This window comes from Streptomyces sp. ISL-100, assembly GCF_018614615.1.
In the GTDB taxonomy this organism is placed as follows: domain Bacteria; phylum Actinomycetota; class Actinomycetes; order Streptomycetales; family Streptomycetaceae; genus Streptomyces.
This window is the reverse complement of record NZ_JAGGOK010000094.1, coordinates 44,188-64,065: the sequence shown is the minus strand read 5'-3', so window position 1 is coordinate 64,065 and position 19,878 is coordinate 44,188. Positions and strand designations below refer to the sequence as shown.

The 19,878-nt window shown below is 70.1% G+C and carries 20 protein-coding genes; 4 read left to right on the top strand and 16 right to left on the bottom strand.

Translation table 11 applies throughout. From position 1 onward, the window contains the following. Positions 1 to 42 precede the first annotated feature (42 nt). Entirely contained in the window at positions 43 to 171 is a 129-nt protein-coding gene (locus J7E89_RS41940; protein WP_285439322.1) for a hypothetical protein, read from the top strand. Position 172: 1 nt separating this feature from the next. Here the strand turns inward: J7E89_RS41940 and era are convergent, their stop codons facing one another. The 3 genes from era to J7E89_RS34780 all read right to left on the bottom strand — a co-directional run bounded on the left by era (position 173) and on the right by J7E89_RS34780 (position 2,544). Continuing rightward, positions 173 to 1,114 carry a GTPase Era gene (gene era, locus J7E89_RS34790; protein ID WP_214979528.1) on the bottom strand — a complete coding sequence of 314 codons (942 nt, stop codon included), beginning with the start codon at positions 1,112 to 1,114 and terminating at the stop codon, positions 173 to 175. 218 nt (positions 1,115 to 1,332) lie between these two features. Next, positions 1,333 to 1,695 carry a cytidine deaminase gene (locus J7E89_RS34785; RefSeq protein ID WP_214979526.1) on the bottom strand — a complete coding sequence of 121 codons (363 nt, stop codon included), beginning with the start codon at positions 1,693 to 1,695 and terminating at the stop codon, positions 1,333 to 1,335. Positions 1,696 to 1,722: 27 nt separating this feature from the next. Beyond that, positions 1,723 to 2,544 (bottom strand): helix-turn-helix transcriptional regulator, encoded by an 822-nt coding sequence (locus tag J7E89_RS34780; protein WP_214979647.1) that lies wholly within the window; start codon positions 2,542 to 2,544, stop codon positions 1,723 to 1,725. 149 nt (positions 2,545 to 2,693) lie between these two features. Between J7E89_RS34780 and J7E89_RS34775 the strand changes: the two genes are divergently transcribed. After that, positions 2,694 to 4,115, top strand: coding sequence for an MFS transporter (locus tag J7E89_RS34775; RefSeq protein ID WP_214979524.1), 1,422 nt, complete (start codon positions 2,694 to 2,696; stop codon positions 4,113 to 4,115). 3 nt (positions 4,116 to 4,118) lie between these two features. Here J7E89_RS34775 and J7E89_RS34770 read toward each other — a convergent pair whose 3' ends face one another. The 13 genes from J7E89_RS34770 to hrcA form a co-directional block, all read right to left on the bottom strand. Next, the gene (locus tag J7E89_RS34770) at positions 4,119 to 4,475 is read right to left on the bottom strand and encodes an MmcQ/YjbR family DNA-binding protein (protein WP_214979522.1); all 357 of its coding nucleotides are present in this window, start codon (positions 4,473 to 4,475) and stop codon (positions 4,119 to 4,121) included. Continuing rightward, a complete protein-coding gene (locus tag J7E89_RS34765) occupies positions 4,472 to 5,755 on the bottom strand; it encodes a hemolysin family protein (RefSeq protein ID WP_214979520.1) in 1,284 nt (427 codons plus the stop codon). The genes J7E89_RS34770 and J7E89_RS34765 overlap by 4 nt, the downstream gene beginning before the upstream one ends. Beyond that, positions 5,752 to 6,249 (bottom strand): rRNA maturation RNase YbeY, encoded by a 498-nt coding sequence (gene ybeY / locus J7E89_RS34760; RefSeq protein ID WP_214979517.1) that lies wholly within the window; start codon positions 6,247 to 6,249, stop codon positions 5,752 to 5,754. The genes J7E89_RS34765 and ybeY overlap by 4 nt, the downstream gene beginning before the upstream one ends. Before the next feature lie 27 nt (positions 6,250 to 6,276). Then, positions 6,277 to 8,358: a PhoH family protein gene (locus J7E89_RS34755; protein WP_214979508.1), complete on the bottom strand. Its 2,082-nt coding sequence runs from the start codon at positions 8,356 to 8,358 to the stop codon at positions 6,277 to 6,279. Between the two features lie 216 nt (positions 8,359 to 8,574). After that, positions 8,575 to 9,711 (bottom strand): PfkB family carbohydrate kinase, encoded by a 1,137-nt coding sequence (locus J7E89_RS34750; protein ID WP_308315703.1) that lies wholly within the window; start codon positions 9,709 to 9,711, stop codon positions 8,575 to 8,577. A 107-nt stretch (positions 9,712 to 9,818) separates the two neighbouring features. After that, complete coding sequence (locus J7E89_RS34745; protein WP_214979506.1) at positions 9,819 to 11,120, bottom strand: glucarate dehydratase family protein; 1,302 nt, start codon at positions 11,118 to 11,120, stop codon at positions 9,819 to 9,821. A 93-nt stretch (positions 11,121 to 11,213) separates the two neighbouring features. After that, positions 11,214 to 12,203 carry an adenosine deaminase gene (locus J7E89_RS34740; protein ID WP_214979504.1) on the bottom strand — a complete coding sequence of 330 codons (990 nt, stop codon included), beginning with the start codon at positions 12,201 to 12,203 and terminating at the stop codon, positions 11,214 to 11,216. A gap of 28 nt (positions 12,204 to 12,231) precedes the next feature. Next, positions 12,232 to 13,137 carry a ribonuclease Z gene (locus tag J7E89_RS34735; RefSeq protein WP_214979502.1) on the bottom strand — a complete coding sequence of 302 codons (906 nt, stop codon included), beginning with the start codon at positions 13,135 to 13,137 and terminating at the stop codon, positions 12,232 to 12,234. Between the two features lie 10 nt (positions 13,138 to 13,147). Then, positions 13,148 to 13,507, bottom strand: coding sequence for a histidine triad nucleotide-binding protein (locus J7E89_RS34730; protein ID WP_214979500.1), 360 nt, complete (start codon positions 13,505 to 13,507; stop codon positions 13,148 to 13,150). A 234-nt stretch (positions 13,508 to 13,741) separates the two neighbouring features. Beyond that, positions 13,742 to 14,488 (bottom strand): 16S rRNA (uracil(1498)-N(3))-methyltransferase, encoded by a 747-nt coding sequence (locus J7E89_RS34725; RefSeq protein WP_214979499.1) that lies wholly within the window; start codon positions 14,486 to 14,488, stop codon positions 13,742 to 13,744. Beyond that, on the bottom strand, positions 14,485 to 15,567 hold the full coding sequence (locus J7E89_RS34720) for a nitronate monooxygenase (RefSeq protein WP_214979497.1): 1,083 nt from the start codon (positions 15,565 to 15,567) through the stop codon (positions 14,485 to 14,487). The genes J7E89_RS34725 and J7E89_RS34720 overlap by 4 nt, the downstream gene beginning before the upstream one ends. Positions 15,568 to 15,741: 174 nt before the next feature. Further along, the gene (dnaJ, locus tag J7E89_RS34715; RefSeq protein WP_214979495.1) at positions 15,742 to 16,875 is read right to left on the bottom strand and encodes a molecular chaperone DnaJ; all 1,134 of its coding nucleotides are present in this window, start codon (positions 16,873 to 16,875) and stop codon (positions 15,742 to 15,744) included. After that, positions 16,876 to 17,892 (bottom strand): heat-inducible transcriptional repressor HrcA, encoded by a 1,017-nt coding sequence (gene hrcA / locus J7E89_RS34710; protein ID WP_214979493.1) that lies wholly within the window; start codon positions 17,890 to 17,892, stop codon positions 16,876 to 16,878. A gap of 215 nt (positions 17,893 to 18,107) precedes the next feature. Between hrcA and J7E89_RS34705 the strand changes: the two genes are divergently transcribed. Both J7E89_RS34705 and J7E89_RS34700 read left to right on the top strand, forming a co-directional pair. Beyond that, positions 18,108 to 18,836 (top strand): MBL fold metallo-hydrolase, encoded by a 729-nt coding sequence (locus tag J7E89_RS34705; protein ID WP_214979491.1) that lies wholly within the window; start codon positions 18,108 to 18,110, stop codon positions 18,834 to 18,836. A 93-nt stretch (positions 18,837 to 18,929) separates the two neighbouring features. Then, the gene (locus J7E89_RS34700) at positions 18,930 to 19,757 is read left to right on the top strand and encodes a DUF3097 domain-containing protein (protein ID WP_214979489.1); all 828 of its coding nucleotides are present in this window, start codon (positions 18,930 to 18,932) and stop codon (positions 19,755 to 19,757) included. Positions 19,758 to 19,878: the final 121 nt, after the last annotated feature.

Genomic DNA, 19,878 nt, shown 5'->3' with positions numbered 1-19,878 from the left:
CGGAGCCCACGGCCGCCGTCGGGCTGGAGCGCGCCCGCGTCCTTGGCGCTCCACACTGAGGGGTACAGGGGGCGGAAGCCGCACTCGGTGCGTGCGGGCACGGAGGCGTACGAACGTCTGGAGCTGCTGCGGGTCATCGGGCTGCAGGACCTCGCAGCCGGCGTGGGCTGACTCAGAAGCCCAGCTTGCGCAGCTGCTTCGGGTCCCGCTGCCAGTCCTTCGCGACCTTCACGTGCAGGTCGAGGAAGACCGGCGTACCCAGCAGCGCCTCGATGTGCTTGCGCGACTTCGTACCGACGTCCTTCAGGCGCTTGCCCTTGGGGCCGATGATGATGCCCTTCTGGCTGGGGCGCTCGATGTAGACGTTCGCGTGGATGTCGAGGAGCGGCCTGTCGGCCGGGCGGTCCTCGCGGGGCAGCATCTCCTCGACGACGACCGCGATGGAGTGCGGCAGCTCGTCCCGTACGCCTTCGAGGGCGGCCTCGCGGATCAGCTCCGCGACCATCACCATCTCGGGCTCGTCGGTGAGGTCGCCCTCGGGGTAGAGCGGCGGGCTCTCGGGAAGGAGCGGGATGAGCAGGTCGGCGAGGAGCGAGACCTGAAGGTCGCCGACGGCGGAAACCGGGACGATCTCCTGCCACTCGAAGCCGAGCTCCTTGGAGAGCTGGTCGATGGCGATGAGCTGCTCGGCGAGCTGCTTGGAGTCGACGAGGTCGGTCTTGGTGACGATCGCGACCTTCGGCGTCTTCCTGATGCCCGCGAGCTCCTTGGCGATGAATTTGTCGCCGGGGCCGAGCTTCTGGTCGGCGGGCAGGCAGAAGCCGATTACGTCGACCTCGGCCCAGGTGGTGCGTACGACGTCATTGAGCCGCTCGCCCAGCAGCGTGCGCGGCTTGTGGAGGCCCGGGGTGTCGACCAGGATCAGCTGAGCTTCGGGGCGGTGCACGATCCCGCGCACGGTGTGGCGGGTGGTCTGCGGCCGGCTGGAGGTGATGGCGACCTTCTGGCCGACCAGAGCGTTCGTCAGGGTGGACTTGCCCGCGTTCGGGCGGCCGACGAAGCAGGCGAAGCCGGCCCGGTGGGGGGCCTCGGAAGACTGGGTGCGAGCGCTCATGCGTGCCATTCTCCCCGATGTACGCGGCGGGGCCGACCAGTGCGGCCGGGGAGCGCCCCTGCGGGCATCTGGGGCGCTGCCCCAGACCCCGCTCCTCAAACGCCGGAGGGGCTGAGATTTGCCGCAAGCGGCAAGATCCAACCGACGCGCGGCAAATCCAGCCCGTCCGGCGTTTGAGGACACGCCCGAAGGGCGTCCCGGGGCCAGGGGCCCAGCGGTCAGCCCGCCGCCACGCTCACCCGCAGCACCCCGTCCGGCCCCGCCACCAGCACCGGCGTCGCGGGACCGCCCAGGTCCCGCACCGCCGCCCGGTCCTCCTCCGACGCCGTGTCCGCGTCCGTCACCACCGCCGCCGCCTCCAGCGACTTCGCCCCGCTCGCCACAGCCATCGCGACCGCGGTCCGCAGGGCGCTCAGCTTGAGGGAGTCCAGGTCAACGCTCCCGGCGACATACGTACGCCCCGTCTCGTCCCGCACCGCCGCCCCCTCCGCCACCTCATTACGCGCACGCGCACTGCGCGCCAGCGTGATGATCTTGCGGTCCTCAGGGTCGAGTTCAATGCTCGGCGTGGTCTCAGTCATGTCCAGAGCATAAGGAGGGAAGCCGGATCAGCCCGCGACCGGGTACATCGACCCGCGCCGCCCCTCCGGTGACGCCAGCCACTCCAGCTTCGCCGCGGTGTCCGCGTCCGGGAGCGCCGTGTGCAGCACGATCGTCAGGTCGGGGCGGGCCGGCACGCGCAGCTGGGTCGACTCCACCACGAGCGTGCCGACGACCGGATGCTCCATCTCCTTGCGGACCTGCCCGCCGGGCGCGATGTCGCGCCGCTCCCACAGTTCGGCGAACTCCGGCGAGAGTTCCTTCACCTCGTCGACGACCGCGCGAAAGCCCTCGTCGTCCGGCCGGTCCGAGCACGCCGCCCGGTACTGGGCCACGACATGCGCGGCGTTCTGGCCCCAGCTCTTCGCCCTGGAGCGGTAGATCGGATCGGTGAAGAACGCCACCAGGCAGTTCTGGGTGATCTCGGGCCGCATGCCCAGCACCGCGCCCGCCGCGTCGTTGTACATGATCGTGTTCCAGTACGCGTCCATGATGTGCGCGGGGAACGGCATCCAGGCGTCGATCAGCCGGCGCAGCCCCTCGCACATGTCCGCATTGCGCGGATCAACCTCCGGCGCGGGCGGGTTGAGTCCGGCCAGGACGTACAGATGACGACGCTCCGCGCTGCTCAGCCGCAGCACCCGCCCCACCGAGTCGAGCACCTGCGCCGAGACGGTGATGTCCCGGCCCTGCTCCAGCCACTGGTACCAGGAGACGCCGACGCCCGCGAGCACCGCGACCTCCTCCCGGCGCAGTCCGGGCGTACGCCGCCGCGCGCCGCCGTCCGGAAGTCCCGCCTCCGCGGGGCTGACCCGGGCACGCCGGCTCATGAGGAACTCGCGCAGTTCGCCGAGACGGTGTGCCTTGAGATCGACCGGTGTAGCCACGTACTCCCCCTGTCAGCGGCTGCCTGGTGGTTGCACCAACAGGATAAGTTCCCGCTCCCCACGGCTATTCCTGCGGCCGCAAGGTGTCGACCATGGCAATCGACACCCCCGTCCCCAGCTCAACTGCCCCCGGAGAGACGGCGACACCGCCCAAGCTCTCCCGCCGCGCCAAGCTGATCCTGTTCGTGCTGTGCGCCGCCCAGTTCATGGTGGCCCTCGACTTCTCCGTACTGAATGTGGCCCTGCCGGTCCTCGGCAAGGACCTCGGCATGAGCCAGTCCGGGCTCCAGTGGGCAGTCACCGCCTTCGCTCTCCCCTCCGGCGGATTCCTGCTCCTCTTCGGCCGGATCGCCGACCTGTTCGGGCGGCGGAAACTGTTCCTCACCGGCCTCGCCGTCTTCGGCGCGGCCTCCCTCCTCGCCACCTTCGCCTGGGGCCCGGCGTCCTTCCTGGCCGGGCGGGCCCTCCAGGGCCTCGGAGCGGCCGCGATCGTGCCGACCGGCATGTCGCTGCTGACCACCACGTTCCCCGAAGGCCCGCAGCGCGACCGGGCGCTGGGGATCAGCGGCACGCTGCTCTCGCTCGGCTTCACCGTCGGCATGCTGCTCGGCGGTGTCATGACCGACACCCTGGGCTGGCGCTCCACGATGGGCCTGCTGGCCGTCGCCGCCGTGATCGTGCTCGTACTGGCGCCGGGCCTGCTGTCGGAGTCCCGCCACCCCGAGCGCCCGCGCCTCGACATCCCCGGCGCGGTCACTGTCACCGCCGGTCTGCTGGCCCTGATCTACGCCCTGTCGACGGCGGCCGAGCGCGGCTTCGGCGGCGCGGACGTCCTCGTCACCCTGGTCGCGGGCATCGCGCTCCTCGCCGCCTTCGTGTACGTCGAGTCCCGTGCCGCGGCGCCCCTCGTCTCGCTGCCGATGCTGCGGCGCCGGACCGTGGCCTGGGGCAATCTGGGCGGCCTGGTCACCTTCTCGATGATGAGCACGGTCATCTTCGTCCTGACCCTCTACCTCCAGGAAGTGCTCAAGCTCTCCGCCTTCCAGACCGGTCTGATCTTCGGCGTCCAGGGTGCGATGTCGGCCGTCGCCGGTACGTACGCCTCGAAGCTCATCGGCCGCATCGGCGCCCGCCGCACCCTGGTCGGCTCGCTGCTCGGCCAGGGCCTGTTCATCGCCGCGCTGCTGGGCATCGGCACCGGGTCGGGGGCGCTGCTGGCGGCCGCCGCCGTCTCGCTGGCCAGCATGTGCCACCTGGGCGCGATCATCTCGTACGGCCTGATCGTCACGTCCGGGGTGCCGGACGAGGAGCAGGGTCTGGCGACCGGACTCGTCACCACCACCCAGCAGGTCGGCCTCACGGTCGGCATTCCGCTGCTCGGTGTGCTGGCCACGACCCAGGGCGCGCTCTTCGACGGCGTACGCACCGTGCTCGCCGTGGACGCGGCGCTCGTGCTGGTGGCGGCGGTCCTGGTGGGCATCGGCCTGCGGACGAGCCGGGCCAAGGACCAGTAGGCGTCAGGCCCGGTCGAGCCGCAGGCGCTCCGCCTTCGGGAGACCGGCCACCACCAGGTCGTACGAGTCCTCGATCAGCTCCCGGACCATGCGGTCCGGGAGCCGGCCGTCGACGGTGACCGTGTTCCAGTGGCGCTTGTTCATGTGCCGGCCGGGGGCGATCGCGTCGTGCTCCTCGCGGAGTTGGGCGGCGATCTCGGGTTCGCACTTGAGGTTGACCGTCAGCGGGTCGCCGTCCAGCGCGCAGAGCGCGAAGAGCTTTCCGAGGACCTTGAAGACCGATGTCTCGGGGCCGAAGGGGAATTCCTCCGTCGCCGCGTTGAATTCCAGACAGAACGCCCTGAGCTCCTGCGGCGTCATGCCGCCTCCCTCTGCTCCGGCTCCACCAGTACCGTGACGATCTTGTTCCGGCGGCCGGCCGGGGACTCGGCGGTCAGGCGCAGCGAGCGCCCGTCGGGCAGGTCCACGGTCGCGGACGCGCCCGCGATCGGCACCCGGCCGAGCGCCTTGGCCAGCAGTCCGCCGACGGTCTCGACGTCCTCGTCGTCGTACTCGTCGAAGCCGAAGAGCTCGCCGAGGTCGCCGATGTCGAGCCGGGCGGTCACCCGGTAGCAGCCGTCGTCCAGTTCCTCGATGGGCGGCAGTTCACGGTCGTACTCGTCCGTGATCTCGCCGACGATCTCTTCGAGGATGTCCTCGATGGTGACGATGCCGGCCGTGCCGCCGTACTCGTCGATGACGACGGCGACGTGATTGCGCTCCTGCTGCATCTCGCGCAGCAGGTCGCCCGCGTTCTTCGTGTCGGGGACGAAGACGGCCGGGCGCATCGCGGTGGAGACCAGATCGGCCTCCGACTCGCGGTTGATGTGGGTCTTCCTGACCAGGTCCTTGAGGTAGACGATGCCGACGATGTCGTCCTCGTTCTCACCGGTCACCGGGATACGGGAGAAGCCGGAGCGCAGGGCCAGGGTGAGGGCCTGGCGGATCGTCTTGAAGCGCTCGATGGAAACGAGGTCGGTCCTGGGGACCATGACTTCGCGTACGAGCGTGTCGCCGAGCTCGAAGACGGAGTGCACCATGCGGCGCTCGTCGTCCTCGATCAGGGACTCCTGCTCGGCCAGGTCGACCATCGCGCGCAGCTCGGCCTCGCTGGCGAACGGGCCCTTGCGGAAGCCCTTGCCGGGGGTGAGGGCGTTGCCGATGAGGATCAGCAGCTGCGGGATGGGGCCCATGACGCGGGCGAGCGGCAGCAGGACGTACGCGGAAGCGGTGGCCGTGTTCATCGGGTGCTGGCGGCCGATGGTGCGAGGGGAAACGCCGACGGCGACGTACGAGACGAGGACCATCACGCCGATGGCGATGGCCAGCGCCTCCCAGGTCTCGTCGAACTCGCGCAGGCAGGCGTACGTGACAAAGACACCGGCGGCCATTTCGCAGGCCACGCGTATCAGCAGCGCGACGTTCAGGTAGCGGGTCGGGTCGGAGGCGACCTGGGCCAGCTTGGCGCCGCCGCGCCGGCCCGAGCGTACGGCCTCGGCGGCCCTGAAGGTGGAGACACGGGCGATGCCCGCTTCCGCACAGGCCGCCAGCCAGGCGACCACGACCAGCAGGACGGCGCCGGTGATCAGTTGGGCGGTCATGAAACGGTCGGCGCGGGGGACGGACCGGTCAGGCCCTTCTCCGCTCGCCAGCCGTCCACGATGGCCGCCTGGAGGCCGAACATCTCGGCCTTCTCGTCCGGCTCCTCGTGGTCGTAACCGAGCAGGTGCAGCACGCCGTGGACGGTGAGGAGCTGGAGCTCCTCGTCCATGGAGTGCTGCGTGTCCGCGTCCTCGCCCTGCTTCTTGGCGACCTCGGGGCAGAGCACGATGTCACCGAGGAGCCCCTGCGGGGGCTCCTCGTCGTCCTTGGACGGCGGACGCAGTTCGTCCATCGGGAAGGACATGACATCGGTCGGGCCCGGGAGGTCCATCCACTGGATGTGGAGCTGCTCCATGGCGGCCGTGTCCACGACGATCACCGACAGTTCGGAGAGCGGGTGGATCCGCATCCGGGTGAGTGCGTAGCGGGCGATGTCGAGAATCGCCTGCTCGTCGACCTCGGTGCCGGATTCGTTGTTGACGTCGATCGACATGGTGCTGGATCTACCCCTGGTTCAAAGTCACAGCCCGTTTTGGCTGTCGTCGTACTGCTCGTACGCGTCGACGATACGGCCGACCAGCTTGTGCCGTACGACATCCTGCGACGTGAGCCGGGAGAAGTGGACGTCGTCGAGGCCCTCCAGGATGTGCTGGACCTGCCGCAGACCGCTCTTGGTCCCGCCCGGCAGGTCGACCTGCGTGACGTCACCCGTGACGACGATCTTCGAGTCGAAGCCGAGCCTCGTCAGGAACATCTTCATCTGCTCGGCGCTGGTGTTCTGCGCCTCGTCCAGGATGATGAACGCGTCGTTCAGGGTGTTGTGGGTCAGCAGGTAGTCCTGGGTGACGTACAGCGAGTCCTCGGCCGCGACCTGGATGCATACCGCCTCCTCACGGCCTGCGGGTTCGATGCTGTCGATGAAGCGCATGGGGCGGCCTCCGCCGCCGGCGGCGTGGTACTTCTCGCGTTTGCGGGTGAGGCGGAAGGGCTCGATGCCCTCGGGAAGACGGATGTCCACGACGTGTGAGTCGTACTTGTGGCCGCCCAGGGCGCTGCCCTGCTTCCGGTCCTCGGCCCGGCGGCGCCTGGTGTAGGCGACACCGCCCAGGGACTGGACAAGCGCGATCACGTCGTCCCGCAGGACGATCGACACGGTCGAGTACTGGATGCGGCAAGTGCGGTCGTTCTGGGCGATCGGTCCGCCGTCGGAGTCGAGGAGCCCTTGGAGCACGGCGAGGCGGACCTCTGCCGTGTTGAACAGGTAGTCATCCGGCACGAACTTCGAGTAGGACTTACTGCCGAGCAGGTCCAAGACGCGCAGAGCCTGCTTCAGCGGATGCGTCAGGACGCTGCCCTTGACGTCGCTCGGTGTCGACACACGGTTGATGAGGTAGTCGTAACCTCCTCTCGACCGTACTTTGATGCCGGGAAGCGCTGTGTCTAGCGCGGAGATGAGCTCCGGGTCGGCTGTGGTGAACGAAGGCGTATTTTTTCGTGAAATGCAACCGTCACCGAGCAGAAGTCCCAAGGCATAGGGATCAATAGGGACCTCGCGCTCAGGAAAGGCCACGGGTGCCGTGAGCATCGGCAGCTCATAGCGACGGGCGTGCGCGGCCCGCAGGTTGCCGATCATGTCCTTCGTCTCCAGGACCCGCCACGGTTTGTCCCGGCGCTTGTCCGAGGCCGTCCGCACCGTCCACAGGTGCTCACCACAGCACAGTGTCCATGAGCCGTCCTGGGCCGAGACGCGGTAGATGTCCTTCTCGCCCTGCGGATACACACCCAGGACCGGAGTCGGCTCGCCGTTCGACCCGATGACCAGGTCGCCCACCTGAAGGTCACCGATGGGGCGCCAGCCATCCGGCGTCAGCACATTAGTGAAGATCGGTTGGCTCCTGCCCCTCATGTATGCCAGCGGGGCCACCTCGATCGTGCCCGCAGCCATCAGGCGCGGGATCGAGTCCGGGTCGAGCATGTCGTGCAGAGCGTCGTAGAGCGGCCGCAGGTACGGGTCGATCTTCTCGTAGAGCGTGCCCGGGAGGAAGCCGAGGCGCTCGCCCGCCTCCACCGCCGGCCTGGTCAGGATGATCCGGGTGACCTGCTTGGACTGCAGGGCCTGGACCGCCTTGGCCATGGCGAGGTAGGTCTTGCCCGTACCGGCGGGGCCGATGCCGAAAACGATGGTGTGCTTGTCGATGGCGTCGACGTACCGCTTCTGGTTGAGCGTCTTGGGACGAATGGTGCGACCGCGCGAGGAAAGGATGTTCTGGGTGAGAACTTCCGCCGGGGTCTCGTCCAGGACATCCCCGTTCTCACTTGCTCTGAGCATGGCGATCGAGCGTTCCACTGCGTCCTCCGTCATCGGCAGTCCGGTGCGGAGCACCAGCATCATCTCGGCCAGCAGGCGCTGGACCAGTGCGACCTCCGTCGGGTCGCCGACCGTGCTGACCTCATTCCCCCTGACGTGGATGTCCACATCGGGGAAGGCGTTCTCGATCACGCGCAACAGGGAATCGCTGGAACCCAGAACCATCACCATGGGGTGCGTGTCCGGCACGGTGAACTGGGCGCGGGCCTGCGGCTGTGTGGGTGTCTGAGTCATGGGCCGGCACTGTGGCCTGCACATACCTCCCGTTGCAGGGTTCTCGCTGCTCGACAACCTCTGGAACACCAAGCCTACGTCGGTGCACTGACAAGACCGAAGGCTTTTCGGGCGCAGTCCGGCAGTCGGTTACTGAGCGGTTACGCGCCGCCTGCGTGGGCCTTGCGCGGGCACTGCGCAGGCCTCAAGGGGGGCTCATGGGGGCCCCACACGGCCTCACGCCGGCCTGCGGAAGCCGATCGTCGGCACCGCCCGGCGCAGCGGCCACACGCGGGCGCCCGCCGTGGGCAGCAGTCCGTCGAGGAAGGCGTACCGGCGCAGTGCCTGCGGGTCCTGCCCGTCGACGGCCTGCACCTGCTGCCACCAGGCCGCGATCTCCGACCAGCCGGGCGCCGACAGCGATCCGCCGAACTCCTGCACCGACAGGGCGGCGGTCAGCCCGGCGAAGGCGAGGCGGTCGGCGAGGGGCCAGCCCGCGAGCGTACCGGTGACGAATCCGGCGACGAAGACATCGCCGGCACCGGTCGGGTCGAGTGCCTCGACGGCGATGGCGGGGACCTCAGCGGTCTCCCCGGTCGAGCCGTCCACGGCGTACGCCCCCTCCGCGCCCAGCGTGACGACCGCGACCGGCACCTTCTCGGCCAGGGCGTGGGCGGCGGCGCGCGGGCAGTCGGTGCGGGTGTAGCGCATCGCCTCTTCGGCGTTGGGCAGGAACGCCTCGCAGTGCTGCAGGTCGGTGAGGCCCGCGAGGTCCCAGCGGCCCGTCTCGTCCCAGCCCACGTCGGCGAAGATCTTGGCGCCGCGGCCTGCGGCGGACGCGATCCACTCCTCCGTCCGGCCGGGAGTGAGGGCGGCGATGGCGGCCCGCGCGCGGGGCGGGCAGTCGGGGAAGGGGCCGGGTTCGGCGGGCGGCGGGGCCTCGTGGCCGTGGGAGACCATGGTCCGCTCGCCCTCGTACGCCATGGAGACGGTGACCGGTGAGTGCCAGCCGGGGACCGTCCGTGACATGCGCAGGTCGATGCCTTCGCCGTCGGCCAGCGCGTCCCAGCAGTACTCGCCGTAGTGATCGTCGCCGAAGGCGGCGGCCAGCGACGTACGCAGTCCGAGGCGGGCCAGCGCGGTGGCCATGTTGGCCACGCCGCCGGGGCTGGAGCCCATGCCGCGTGCCCAGGACTCGGTGCCGCGGACGGGGGCGCTGTCGAGGCCGGTGAAGATGATGTCGAGGAAGACCGTTCCGGTGAGGAACACATCGCAGCAGGGGCCGTCGGGCGCGCGGAGCCCGTCCAGGGGGTCGAGGTGCGTGGCCTGGTCCTGCTGCCGACTGATGTCTGTGGCCGCTGCGTGCTTTCTCACCGTGCTCACCCTGCGCTCCTGTGATGTGGTGCGGATTCAGGCCAGTGTGCCCGATACGCGCCCATGGGAGCTCGCGGCAATACGACGGAGACTTGCCGGCCGGTGGTCTACCAGCGGGGCAGGGCGGGCGCCTGCCATGCCCCGTGCCCCTCCGCCCTGCGCATCGCGGCGGCGTCGTCGCGCTCACGCATCGCGCCGTACGACGCCTCGTCGAGCCAGCGTCGGTGCAGCCGGTCCAGGGCGTCGCGGTCGAGCTCGACACCGAGCCCGGGGGCGTCGGAGACGGGCAGCCGGCCGCCGGTGAAGATGTGGCGGCGGGTGATGACGTCCTCGGTCTGCCAGGGGTAGTGGCTGTCGCAGGAGTGGTCGAGGTTGGGGACGGTGGCGGCGACGTGGGTCATCGCGGCGAGGCTGATCCCCATGTGGGTGTTCGAGTGCATGGACAGGCCGACGCCGAAGGCCCGGCAGATCGCGGCCAGTTCGCGGGTGGCCCGCAGACCGCCCCAGTAATGGTGGTCGGAGAGAACCACCTGCACGGCGTCGGTGAGGAACGCCTCGCGGATCTCGGGAACGGTCGTTACGCACATATTGGTGGCGAGCGGAACGTCCGTCCCGGCGGACACCTCCGCCATGGCGGCTGTCCCGAGTGCCGGGTCCTCCAGGTATTCGAGGACCCCTGCCAGCTCGCCCGCGACCTTCAGGGAGGTTTCCGGCGTCCAGGCGCCGTTGGGGTCCAGCCGCAGTGGCTGTCCCGGGAACGCTTCGGCGAGCGCCCGTACGGCGGCGATCTCCTGCTCGGGCTCAAAGACACCGCCCTTGAGCTTGAACGAACGAAAGCCGTGCTCGCGAACGAACCGCCGCGCCTGCGCGACGATCCCCGCCGGGTCGAGCGCGGCGCCCCAGTCGTCGCTCTCGCCCGCCCCGCCGGGGTGCGCGGCCCAGCGATAGAAGAGATACGCGCTGTACTCGACCTGATCGCGCACCTTGCCGCCCAGGAGTGCGTGCACAGGCTGCCCGTACGCCTTCCCGAGCGCGTCCAGGCACGCCACCTCGAAGGCGGACACGACGGACAGCCGCAGCTTGTCCGCCGTCTGTACGCCGCGCAACCCGCCGACGTCGATGGCGTGCTCCACGCGCGCGTGGTCGACGCCGACCCGCTGCGCGAGCGTGAACAGTCCGTTCAGATCCGCGACCGAGTAGCCGGGCAGCAGATTGGCGTACGGGCGGGCCAGTTCGAGGTACTTGGTGTCGCCGTACGTCTCGCCGACGCCGGTGATCCCGTCCGCCGTGACCACCTCGACGACCAGGCGTGGCGTGTACGGCTGGTGTACGCCCTGGACGTTGAGGAGGGGTGGGTCGCAGATGAGGACGGGGGTCAGCCGGACGTCGGCAATGGTCAGGTCCGCCACAACAGCTCATCTCCACATGTAGACGACGTCCACGTATGAGAATGCAGCGTAGGGAGGCGCCCCAAGGGCGTCAACGTTCGTCACCAAGTCCGCTCAGAAGACGTACGCGTCGACCTCCGCGAGATACGCCTCCCTGCGCTTCTCGTCGTGGTCCAGGAAGGCCGCCAGGAAGGAGTTACGGGCAAGCTCGCGCAGCTGCTCCTGCCCGAGACCGAGCGCCTCGTGCACCGCGTGGAACGTGTCGCCGACGTAGCCCCCGAAATAGGCGGGGTCGTCGGAGTTCACAGTGACCAGCAGCCCGGCCTCCATCATCTCGCGCAAGGGGTGCTGCTCCAGGATGTCGATGGCCCGCAGCCGTACGTTCGACAGCGGACACAGCGTCAGCGGCACCCGGTCGCGCACCAGTCGCTCCACGAGCGCCGGGTCCTCCATGGAACGCAGCCCGTGGTCGACGCGCTCGACGCCGAGGATGTCCAGCGCCTCCCAGATGTACGCCGGCGGGCCCTCCTCCCCCGCGTGCGCGACCTTCCGCAGCCCCAGGGCCCCGGCAGCCTCGTACACCTCCCGGAACTTCGACGGCGGGTGCCCGACCTCCGCCGAGTCCAGGCCGACGGCCGAGATCCGGTGCAGGTACGGCCTGGCGGCCTCCAGCGTCTGAAGCGCGGACTCGGCGGACTGATCGCGCAGGAAGCACATGATCAGCTGCGTGGAGATCCCGTGCCGCTCCTCGCTGCGGTCCAGGGCGCGGGAGAGCCCCTCGATGACCGTACCGATGTCCACCCCTCGCGCGGTGTGCGCCTGCGGGTCGAAGAAGATCTCGGCGTGCCGTACGCCCTGTGCGGCGGCCCGCGCCAGGTAGGCGTCGGCGAGCCGGTCGAAGTCGTCCTCGGTGCACAGGACCGCCATCAGTGCGTAGTACAGGTCGAGGAAGGACTGGAGGTCGTCAAAGAGGTAGGCGCGGCGCAGCTCTTCGGTGGTGGAGTAGGGCAGCACCACGGCGTTGCGCGCGGCGAGCTCGAAGGCCAGCTCGGGTTCGAGAGTGCCTTCGATGTGGAGGTGGAGTTCAGCCTTGGGGAGGTGCATGGGGGGACGTCTTCTCGTTCAGTGGCGCTCAGTGACGCTTGGGGAGAGGGACCCGCAGCAGGTCGGCGGCGACGGTCAGTTCGCCGTCGAAACCGGCCGCGCGGGCCTGCCGTTCGAAGGCTTCGGGATCGTTGTAGCGCTGCGAGAAGTGGGTGAGGACGAGGTGGCGTACGCCGGCTTCATGCGCGATGCGGGCGGCTTGACCAGCCGTCAGGTGGCCGTGCTCAGCCGCCAGCAGCACCTCCTCGTCAAGGAACGTCGACTCGATGACGAGCATGTCGCAGCCCTCCGCGAGGGCGTACACGCCGTCGCAGAGCCTGGTGTCCATGACGAACGCGAAACGCTGCCCGCGCCGCTCCTCGCTGACCTGGTCGAGCGAGACACCCCCGAGCTGCCCGTCGCGCTGGATGCGGCCGACGTCGGGCCCCTTGATGCCGTGCTCGGCGAGCCGCGAGGGCAGCATGCGGCGCCCGTCGGGCTCGGTGAGCCGGTAGCCGTACGACTCGACGGGGTGCGACAGCTTGACCGCGTCGAGGACGTACGAGGGCCCGTTGGCCACCGGCCCGTCGGCGGCGACCGGCGATTCGTTCAGCAGGACCGTCTCGCGGTAGGCCGTGGCGTACCGCAGCCGGTCGAAGAAGCGCTGGCCGCTGGCCGGGTAGTGCGCGGTGACGGGGTGCGGGACGCGGTCGAGGTTTATCCGCTGGATCACTCCGGCGAGGCCGAGGGAGTGGTCACCGTGGAAGTGGGTGACGCAGATCCGGTTGATGTCGTGCGCGGCCACGCCGGCGCGCAGCATCTGGCGCTGGGTGCCCTCGCCGGGATCGAAGAGGATGCCCTCGCCGTCCCAGCGCAGGAGGTAGCCGTTGTGGTTGCGGTGGCGGGTGGGGACCTGACTGGCGGTGCCGAGGACGACCAGTTCTCGTGCGGACACAGGGGCTGCCTTATCCGGGGGGCCAGTTGAGGCCGCGTCCGCCGAGGACGTGGGCGTGCGCGTGGAAGACGGTCTGGCCCGCTCCGGAGCCCGTGTTGAAGATGACGCGGTAGCCGGTGCGGTCGACCTTCTCGTCGGCGGCGACGTTGCCCGCCTCGGTGAGCAGGTCAGCGAGGACCTGCGGCTCGGCGGCGGCCAGCGAGGCGGCGTCCGGGTGGTGCACCCTGGGGATGACCAGGACGTGCGTCGGCGCCTGGGGGTTGATGTCGCGGAACGCGACGGTGGTGGCGGTCTCACGGACGACGTCCGCGGGCACCTCGCCCGAAGCGATCTTGCAGAACAGGCAGTCTGCCTGCGGTTGTCCCGCCATGGTCCTGGCCTCCTCGAATGCGGCTGGATCAGGATGTACCGATACCGATCAAGTATGGCCGCATGCTATCCGCCCAATGGCACGGGCACTTGAGCAAACTGGGGCTCCGCCCCAGCCCCCGGACCACACAGACGCCTTGCGGGCGTGTCCTCACGCGGCGGAGCCGCAATGTGTCACAGCGGGAAGGGGCGGGTAGGGGAAAAGCCCCGCAGGGCGCCTGCCCCAGCCTCCGCCTCAGGACCAGCGCCCCGTGCGCCCCAGCAGCAGCGCCGCCGCCGCAGTACCCGCAGTCGACGTACGCAGCACACTGCTCCCCAGCCGGTACGGCTTCGCCCCCGCCTCGGCGAACAACGCCAACTCCTCCGGCGACACGCCCCCTTCCGGCCCCACCACCAGCACGATGGAACCCGCCTCGGGGAGCCCGGCGGTGGCCAGCGCCTCACTGCCTCCCGCCGACGCATCCTCGTGCAGGACGGCCGCGAAGTCCGCCGCAGCCAGCAGCGCACCGACCTGCTTCGTCGTCAGCGCCTCCCCGACCTCCGGGAAGCGCAGCCTGCGCGACTGCTTGCCGGCCTCCCGCGCCGTGGCCCGCCACTTCGCGAGGGACTTCGCGCCCCGGTCACCGCGCCACTGCGTGATGCACCGGGACGCCTGCCACGGCACGATCGCGTCGACGCCGGTCTCGGTCATCGTCTCGACGGCGACCTCACCCCGGTCGCCCTTGGGCAGCGCCTGTACGACGGTGATGCGCGGCTCCGGCTCCGGCTCCGCCGTCACGTCCGTCACCTCGACGACGAGCCGGTCCTTGCCTGCGGCCGCCAGCACCACGGCCGCCGCGCCCGTACCGAGCCCGTCCGTCAGTACGACGTGCTCCCCCGCGTGCAGCCGCCGCACCGAGACGGCATGCCGCCCCTCCGGACCGTCGAGTACGAACTGACCCTTCGCCGGTACTGCGTCCACGACGAACACCGGCGCCGTCATGCCGCACCGCCCGCGCCCCGCAGCGCCAGCGCCGCCCGCGCCGCGTCGGTCTCGGCGGCCAGGACCTCGACCAGCTGCCCGGCCGGCATCTCGCGCGCCATCCGGTGCCCCTGCCCCGCCCACAGCGCCATGCCCTGGGCGTCGCCCGCCTTGGCCGCGGCCTTGCGCAGGCCGGAGGTGATGTGGTGCACCTGCGGATAGGCGGCGGGGGCGTACGGCCCGTGCTCGCGCATGAAGCGGTTGACGAGGCCACGTGCGGGGCGTCCCGAGAACGCCCGGGTGAGTTCCGTGCGTACGAACAGCGGATTGGTCATGGCCTGCTTGTGCAGGACGTTCGCACCGGACTCCGGGCACACCAGGAACGCCGTGCCGAGCTGCGCCGCGTCTGCGCCCAGCGCGAGGACCGCGGCGATCTGCGCACCGCGCATCACGCCGCCCGCCGCGATGATCGGCAGCTGCACGGTCTCGCGTACCTGCGCGACCAGGGACAGCAGACCGATGCCGGTGCCGTCGTTCTTGGGATCGTCGCGGTGCGTTCCCTGGTGGCCACCGGCCTCTATGCCCTGTACGCACACGGCGTCGGCGCCGGTCCACTGCGCGATCTGGGCCTCTTCGGGCGTGGTGACGGTCACGACGGTGAGCGTGCCGGCCTTCGCGAAGGCGTCGAGGACGGGGCGGGTGGGGCAGCCGAAGGTGAAGGAGACGACGGGGACGGGGTCGTCGATGAGGATGGCCAGCTTGGCTTCGTAGCCGTCGTCGGCGCAGTTGTCGGGTTCCCCGAGGGGGGTGTCGTACCAGTCGGCCTCGCCGGCGAGCTGGTGACGATAGACCTCGACGGAGGCCGGGTCGGCATGGCTCGGCTGCGGCATGAAGAGATTGACGCCGAAGGGACGGCCGGTCAGCCCCCGCAGCTGCTTGATCTCCTCGTACATGCCGTCCGCGGTCTTGTACCCGGCGGCAAGAAACCCGAGACCGCCGGCCTCGCAGACGGCGGCGACGAGCTGAGGACTGGAGGCGCCGCCCGCCATGGGGGCCTGCACGATCGGATAACGGCAAAGATCGGTCAGTGCGGAGGACATGAACGCATAGTTTCATGCCCTCCGCACTGCACCGAATCGAGGCTTCGGCCGTCTCGGAAGCGAGCGTCTACCGCCCGTTGAACGCGTCCTTCAGCCGCGAGAACAACCCCTGCTGCCCCGGCTGACTGCATCCCCCGGGGACAACCCCCGGACCCCGGCCAGACCGCCAAGCGCCTACCGCCCGTTGAACGCGTCCTTCAAGCGCGAGAACAACCCCTGCTGCCCCGGCTGGAACTGACCCGTGGGACGCTCCTCGCCGCGCAGCTTCGCGAGCTGGCGCATCAGGTCCTCCTGCTGCGGGTCCAGCTTCGACGGAGTCAGCACCTCCACGTGCACGATCAGGTCGCCGCGGCCACCGCCCCGCAGGTGCGTGATGCCGCGCCCGTGCAGCGGGATCGACTGCCCCGACTGCGTGCCCGGACGTACGTCGATCTCCTCCACCCCGTCGAGCGTCTCCAGCGGGCACTTCGTGCCCAGCGCGGCCGCCGTCATCGGGATGGTGACCGTGCAGTGCAGGTCGTCGCCGCGCCGCTGGAACACCGCGTGCGGGAGCTCGTGGATCTCGACGTACAGGTCGCCGGCGGGGCCGCCACCGGGGCCGACCTCGCCTTCACCCGCGAGCTGGATCCGCGTGCCGTTGTCGACACCGGCCGGGATCTTGACCGTCAGCGTCCGGCGCGAGCGCACGCGCCCGTCACCGGCGCACTCCGGACACGGAGTCGGTACGACCGTGCCGAAGCCCTGACACTGCGGGCAGGGCCGCGAAGTCATGACCTGGCCCAGGAAGGACCGGGTGACCTGCGAGACCTCGCCGCGACCGCGGCACATGTCACAGGTCTGGGCGGAGGTGCCGGGCGCGGCGCCCTCGCCCGAACACGTCGTACACACCACAGCCGTGTCGACCTGGATGTCCTTCGTCGTACCGAAGGCCGCCTCGTTGAGGTCGATCTCCAGCCGGATCATCGCGTCCTGGCCGCGCCGCGTACGCGACCTCGGCCCACGCTGCGACGCCGTACCGAAGAACGCGTCCATGATGTCCGAGAAGTTCCCGAAGCCACCCTGGCCGAAGCCGCCGGCTCCGGCGCCCGCCTGCGAAAGCGGGTCGCCGCCGAGGTCGTAGACCTGCTTCTTCTGCGGGTCCGACAACACCTCGTACGCGGCGTTGATCTCCTTGAAGCGCTCTTGCGTCTTGGGATCGGGATTCACGTCCGGGTGGAGCTCGCGCGCCAGCCGCCGGAATGCCTTCTTGATCTCATCCTGGGAAGCGTCGCGGCGTACGCCTAGTACGGCGTAATAGTCGGTGGCCACTTACGACTCCGCCAGGATCTGTCCGACGTAACGTGCCACTGCGCGTACCGCTCCCATCGTTCCGGGGTAGTCCATGCGGGTCGGTCCGACCACGCCGAGTTTCGCGACTGCTTCGTCGCCCGAACCGTAGCCGACTGCGACGACGGACGTGGAGCTGAGCCCTTCATGGGCGTTCTCGTGACCGATTCGTACAGTCATGCCCGAGTCCGTTGCCTCACCAAGCAGCTTGAGGAGCACGACCTGCTCCTCCAGCGCCTCCAGCACCGGCCGGATGGTGAGGGGGAAATCATGTCCGAAGCGCGTGAGATTGGCGGTGCCGCCGATCATCAGACGCTCCTCGGTCTCCTCGACCAGAGTCTCCAGGAGGGTGGAAAGGACCGTCGAAACGGTGCCTCGGTCCTCCTTGTCGAAAGAGTCGGGAAGGTCCTGCACCAGCTGCGGTACGTCCGCGAAGCGGCGCCCGACGACCCGGCTGTTGAGCCGGGCGCGCAGGTCCGCCAGGGACGTCTCGCCGAAGGGTGCCGGACAGTCGATCATGCGCTGCTCGACCCGGCCGGTGTCCGTGATGAGCACGAGCATCAGGCGGGCGGGAGCCAGCGCGAGCAGTTCCACGTGCCGCACCGTCGAGCGGGTCAGCGACGGGTACTGCACGACGGCGACCTGCCGGGTCAGCTGCGCGAGCAGCCGGACCGTACGGGCCACGACGTCGTCGAGGTCGACCGCTCCGTCCATGAAGTTCTGGATGGCGCGGCGCTCGGGCGACGACAGGGGCTTGACGCCCGCGAGCTTGTCGACGAACAGGCGGTAGCCCTTGTCCGTCGGGATGCGCCCGGCGCTCGTATGAGGCTGGGCGATGAAACCCTCGTCCTCCAGGGCGGCCATGTCGTTGCGGACGGTGGCCGGTGAGACACCGAGCTTGTGCCGCTCGGTGAGCGCCTTGGAGCCGACGGGCTCCTCGGTGCCCACGTAGTCCTGGACGATGGCGCGCAGCACCTCAAGTCTGCGTTCGCTGAGCATCTCGCACCACCTCCAGCTGGTCGGTCGTTCGGTTCGTTCGGTGTCTTCGTCGTCTGCCTGGCACTCACCGCAGGGGAGTGCCAGCAGTCCCCGCCCAGTGTACGGCTGGCGGGTACGCCCCTAGCAAGGGCGGCCGGTCACGTTACCGCGCCAGTCACCGCGCGACGGCCCTGTTCAGCGGGCGCCGGCACCGGGGATGGGTCTAGCGTCGGGGTATGGACCTCAGTTGGGAAGAGGCAGGCTGGGAGCGGCTCGCACCGGGCGTGGGGCGGCGGCGTATGCCCGTCTGGGACGCGACGGTGGGCCTGGTAGCCGGGGGTGACGGCAGGGCGCTGCTCATCGACACCGGGGCGACGCTGCGCGAGGGCGCGCAGCTGCGCGCCGAGGCGCAGCGCCTTCTGGGCCCCGGCCGAAGAGTGACGCACATCGCGCTCACCCACCCGCACTTCGACCACGTCCTCGGCACGGCGGCGTTCTCGGGAACGGAGGTGTACGGGGCGGTCGGCATCGACGATCTGCTGCGGCGCGGCCGCGAGGCGCTGCGGGACGACGCGGTGCGGCACGGTGTCGACCGGGGCGCGGCGGCGGAGGCGGCGGACGTACTGGTCGCGCCGCACCACACCGTGTGCGGCGAGTGGACGCTGGACCTGGGCGGCGGCCGCCAGGTGCTGCTGGCGAACATCGGACCCGGGCACAGCGGTCACGACTTGGCGGTGCTGGTGCCGGGCAACCCCGAGGTCGTCTTCTGCGGCGACCTCGTGGAGGAGTCGGGCGCCCCCCAGGCGGGCCCGGACGCCCACCCCGCGCGCTGGCCGGCGGCCCTGGACCGGCTGCTCGCGCTGGGCGGCGAGAACGCGGCGTACGTGCCGGGGCACGGGGCGGTGGTGAACGCGGCGTACGTGCGAGAGCAGCGTGACGCGTTGGCGGCGCGATTCGAGGTGTGACGCCAGGGCGTGGTGTCGGGGTGTGACGTCGGGGGGTGATGTCGGGGGGTGATGTCGGGGTGTGACGTCCCGGTGTCACGTCAGAATGGCCCCATGCGCAGCCGACAGTACGGGCCGGATCTCACCCCGCCCTGGAAGAAGCCCGTCCCCGTTCCCGAAGTTCCCGCCGAGGTCGATCTTGTCGTGGAGGAGGTCGGCACGGGGTTCTGCGGGGCGGTGATCCGCTGCGAAAAGACGGCGCAGGGGCCGACCGTCACCCTGGAGGACCGCTTCGGGAAGCACCGGGTGTTCCCGATGGAGCCGCGCGGCTTCCTCCTGGAGGGCCGCGTGGTCACCCTGGTACGCCCGCCTTCCACCGCGGCGCCCCGGCCGGCCCGTACGGCGTCGGGCTCGGTGGCCGTACCGGGGGCACGGGCGCGGGTGGCGCGTGCCGGGCGGATCTACGTCGAGGGGCGCCACGACGCGGAGCTGGTCGAGCGGGTCTGGGGCGACGACCTGCGCATCGAGGGCGTGGTCGTGGAGTACCTGGAGGGCATCGACGACCTGCCCGCGATCGTCGCGGACTTCGCCCCGGCGCCGGACGCGCGCCTGGGCGTCCTGGTCGACCACCTGGTCCCGGGCTCGAAGGAGTCCCGCATCGCGGCGCAGGTCTCGGACGCGAACGTCCTGGTCGTCGGCCACCCGTACATCGACGTATGGGAGGCGGTGAAGCCGTCCGCGGTGGGCATCCGGGCGTGGCCGAAGGTGCCGCGTGGGCAGGACTGGAAGACGGGCGTGTGCGCGGCGCTGGGCTGGGCGGAGAACACGGGGGCGGCGTGGCAGCGGATTCTGGCCTCTGTCCACTCGTACAGGGATCTGGAGCCGGCGCTGCTGGGGCGGGTGGAGGAGCTGATCGATTTCGTGACGGCGCCGGGACCCTGACGGGGGTGCGCTGCGGGTTGCCTGCGGCGCTGCCCCCTACCCGCCCCTTCCCGAAACTGGGGGGCAAGCCCCCCGCCCCGGACGCCCTCCGGGCGTGTCCTCAAACGCCGGACGGGCTGAA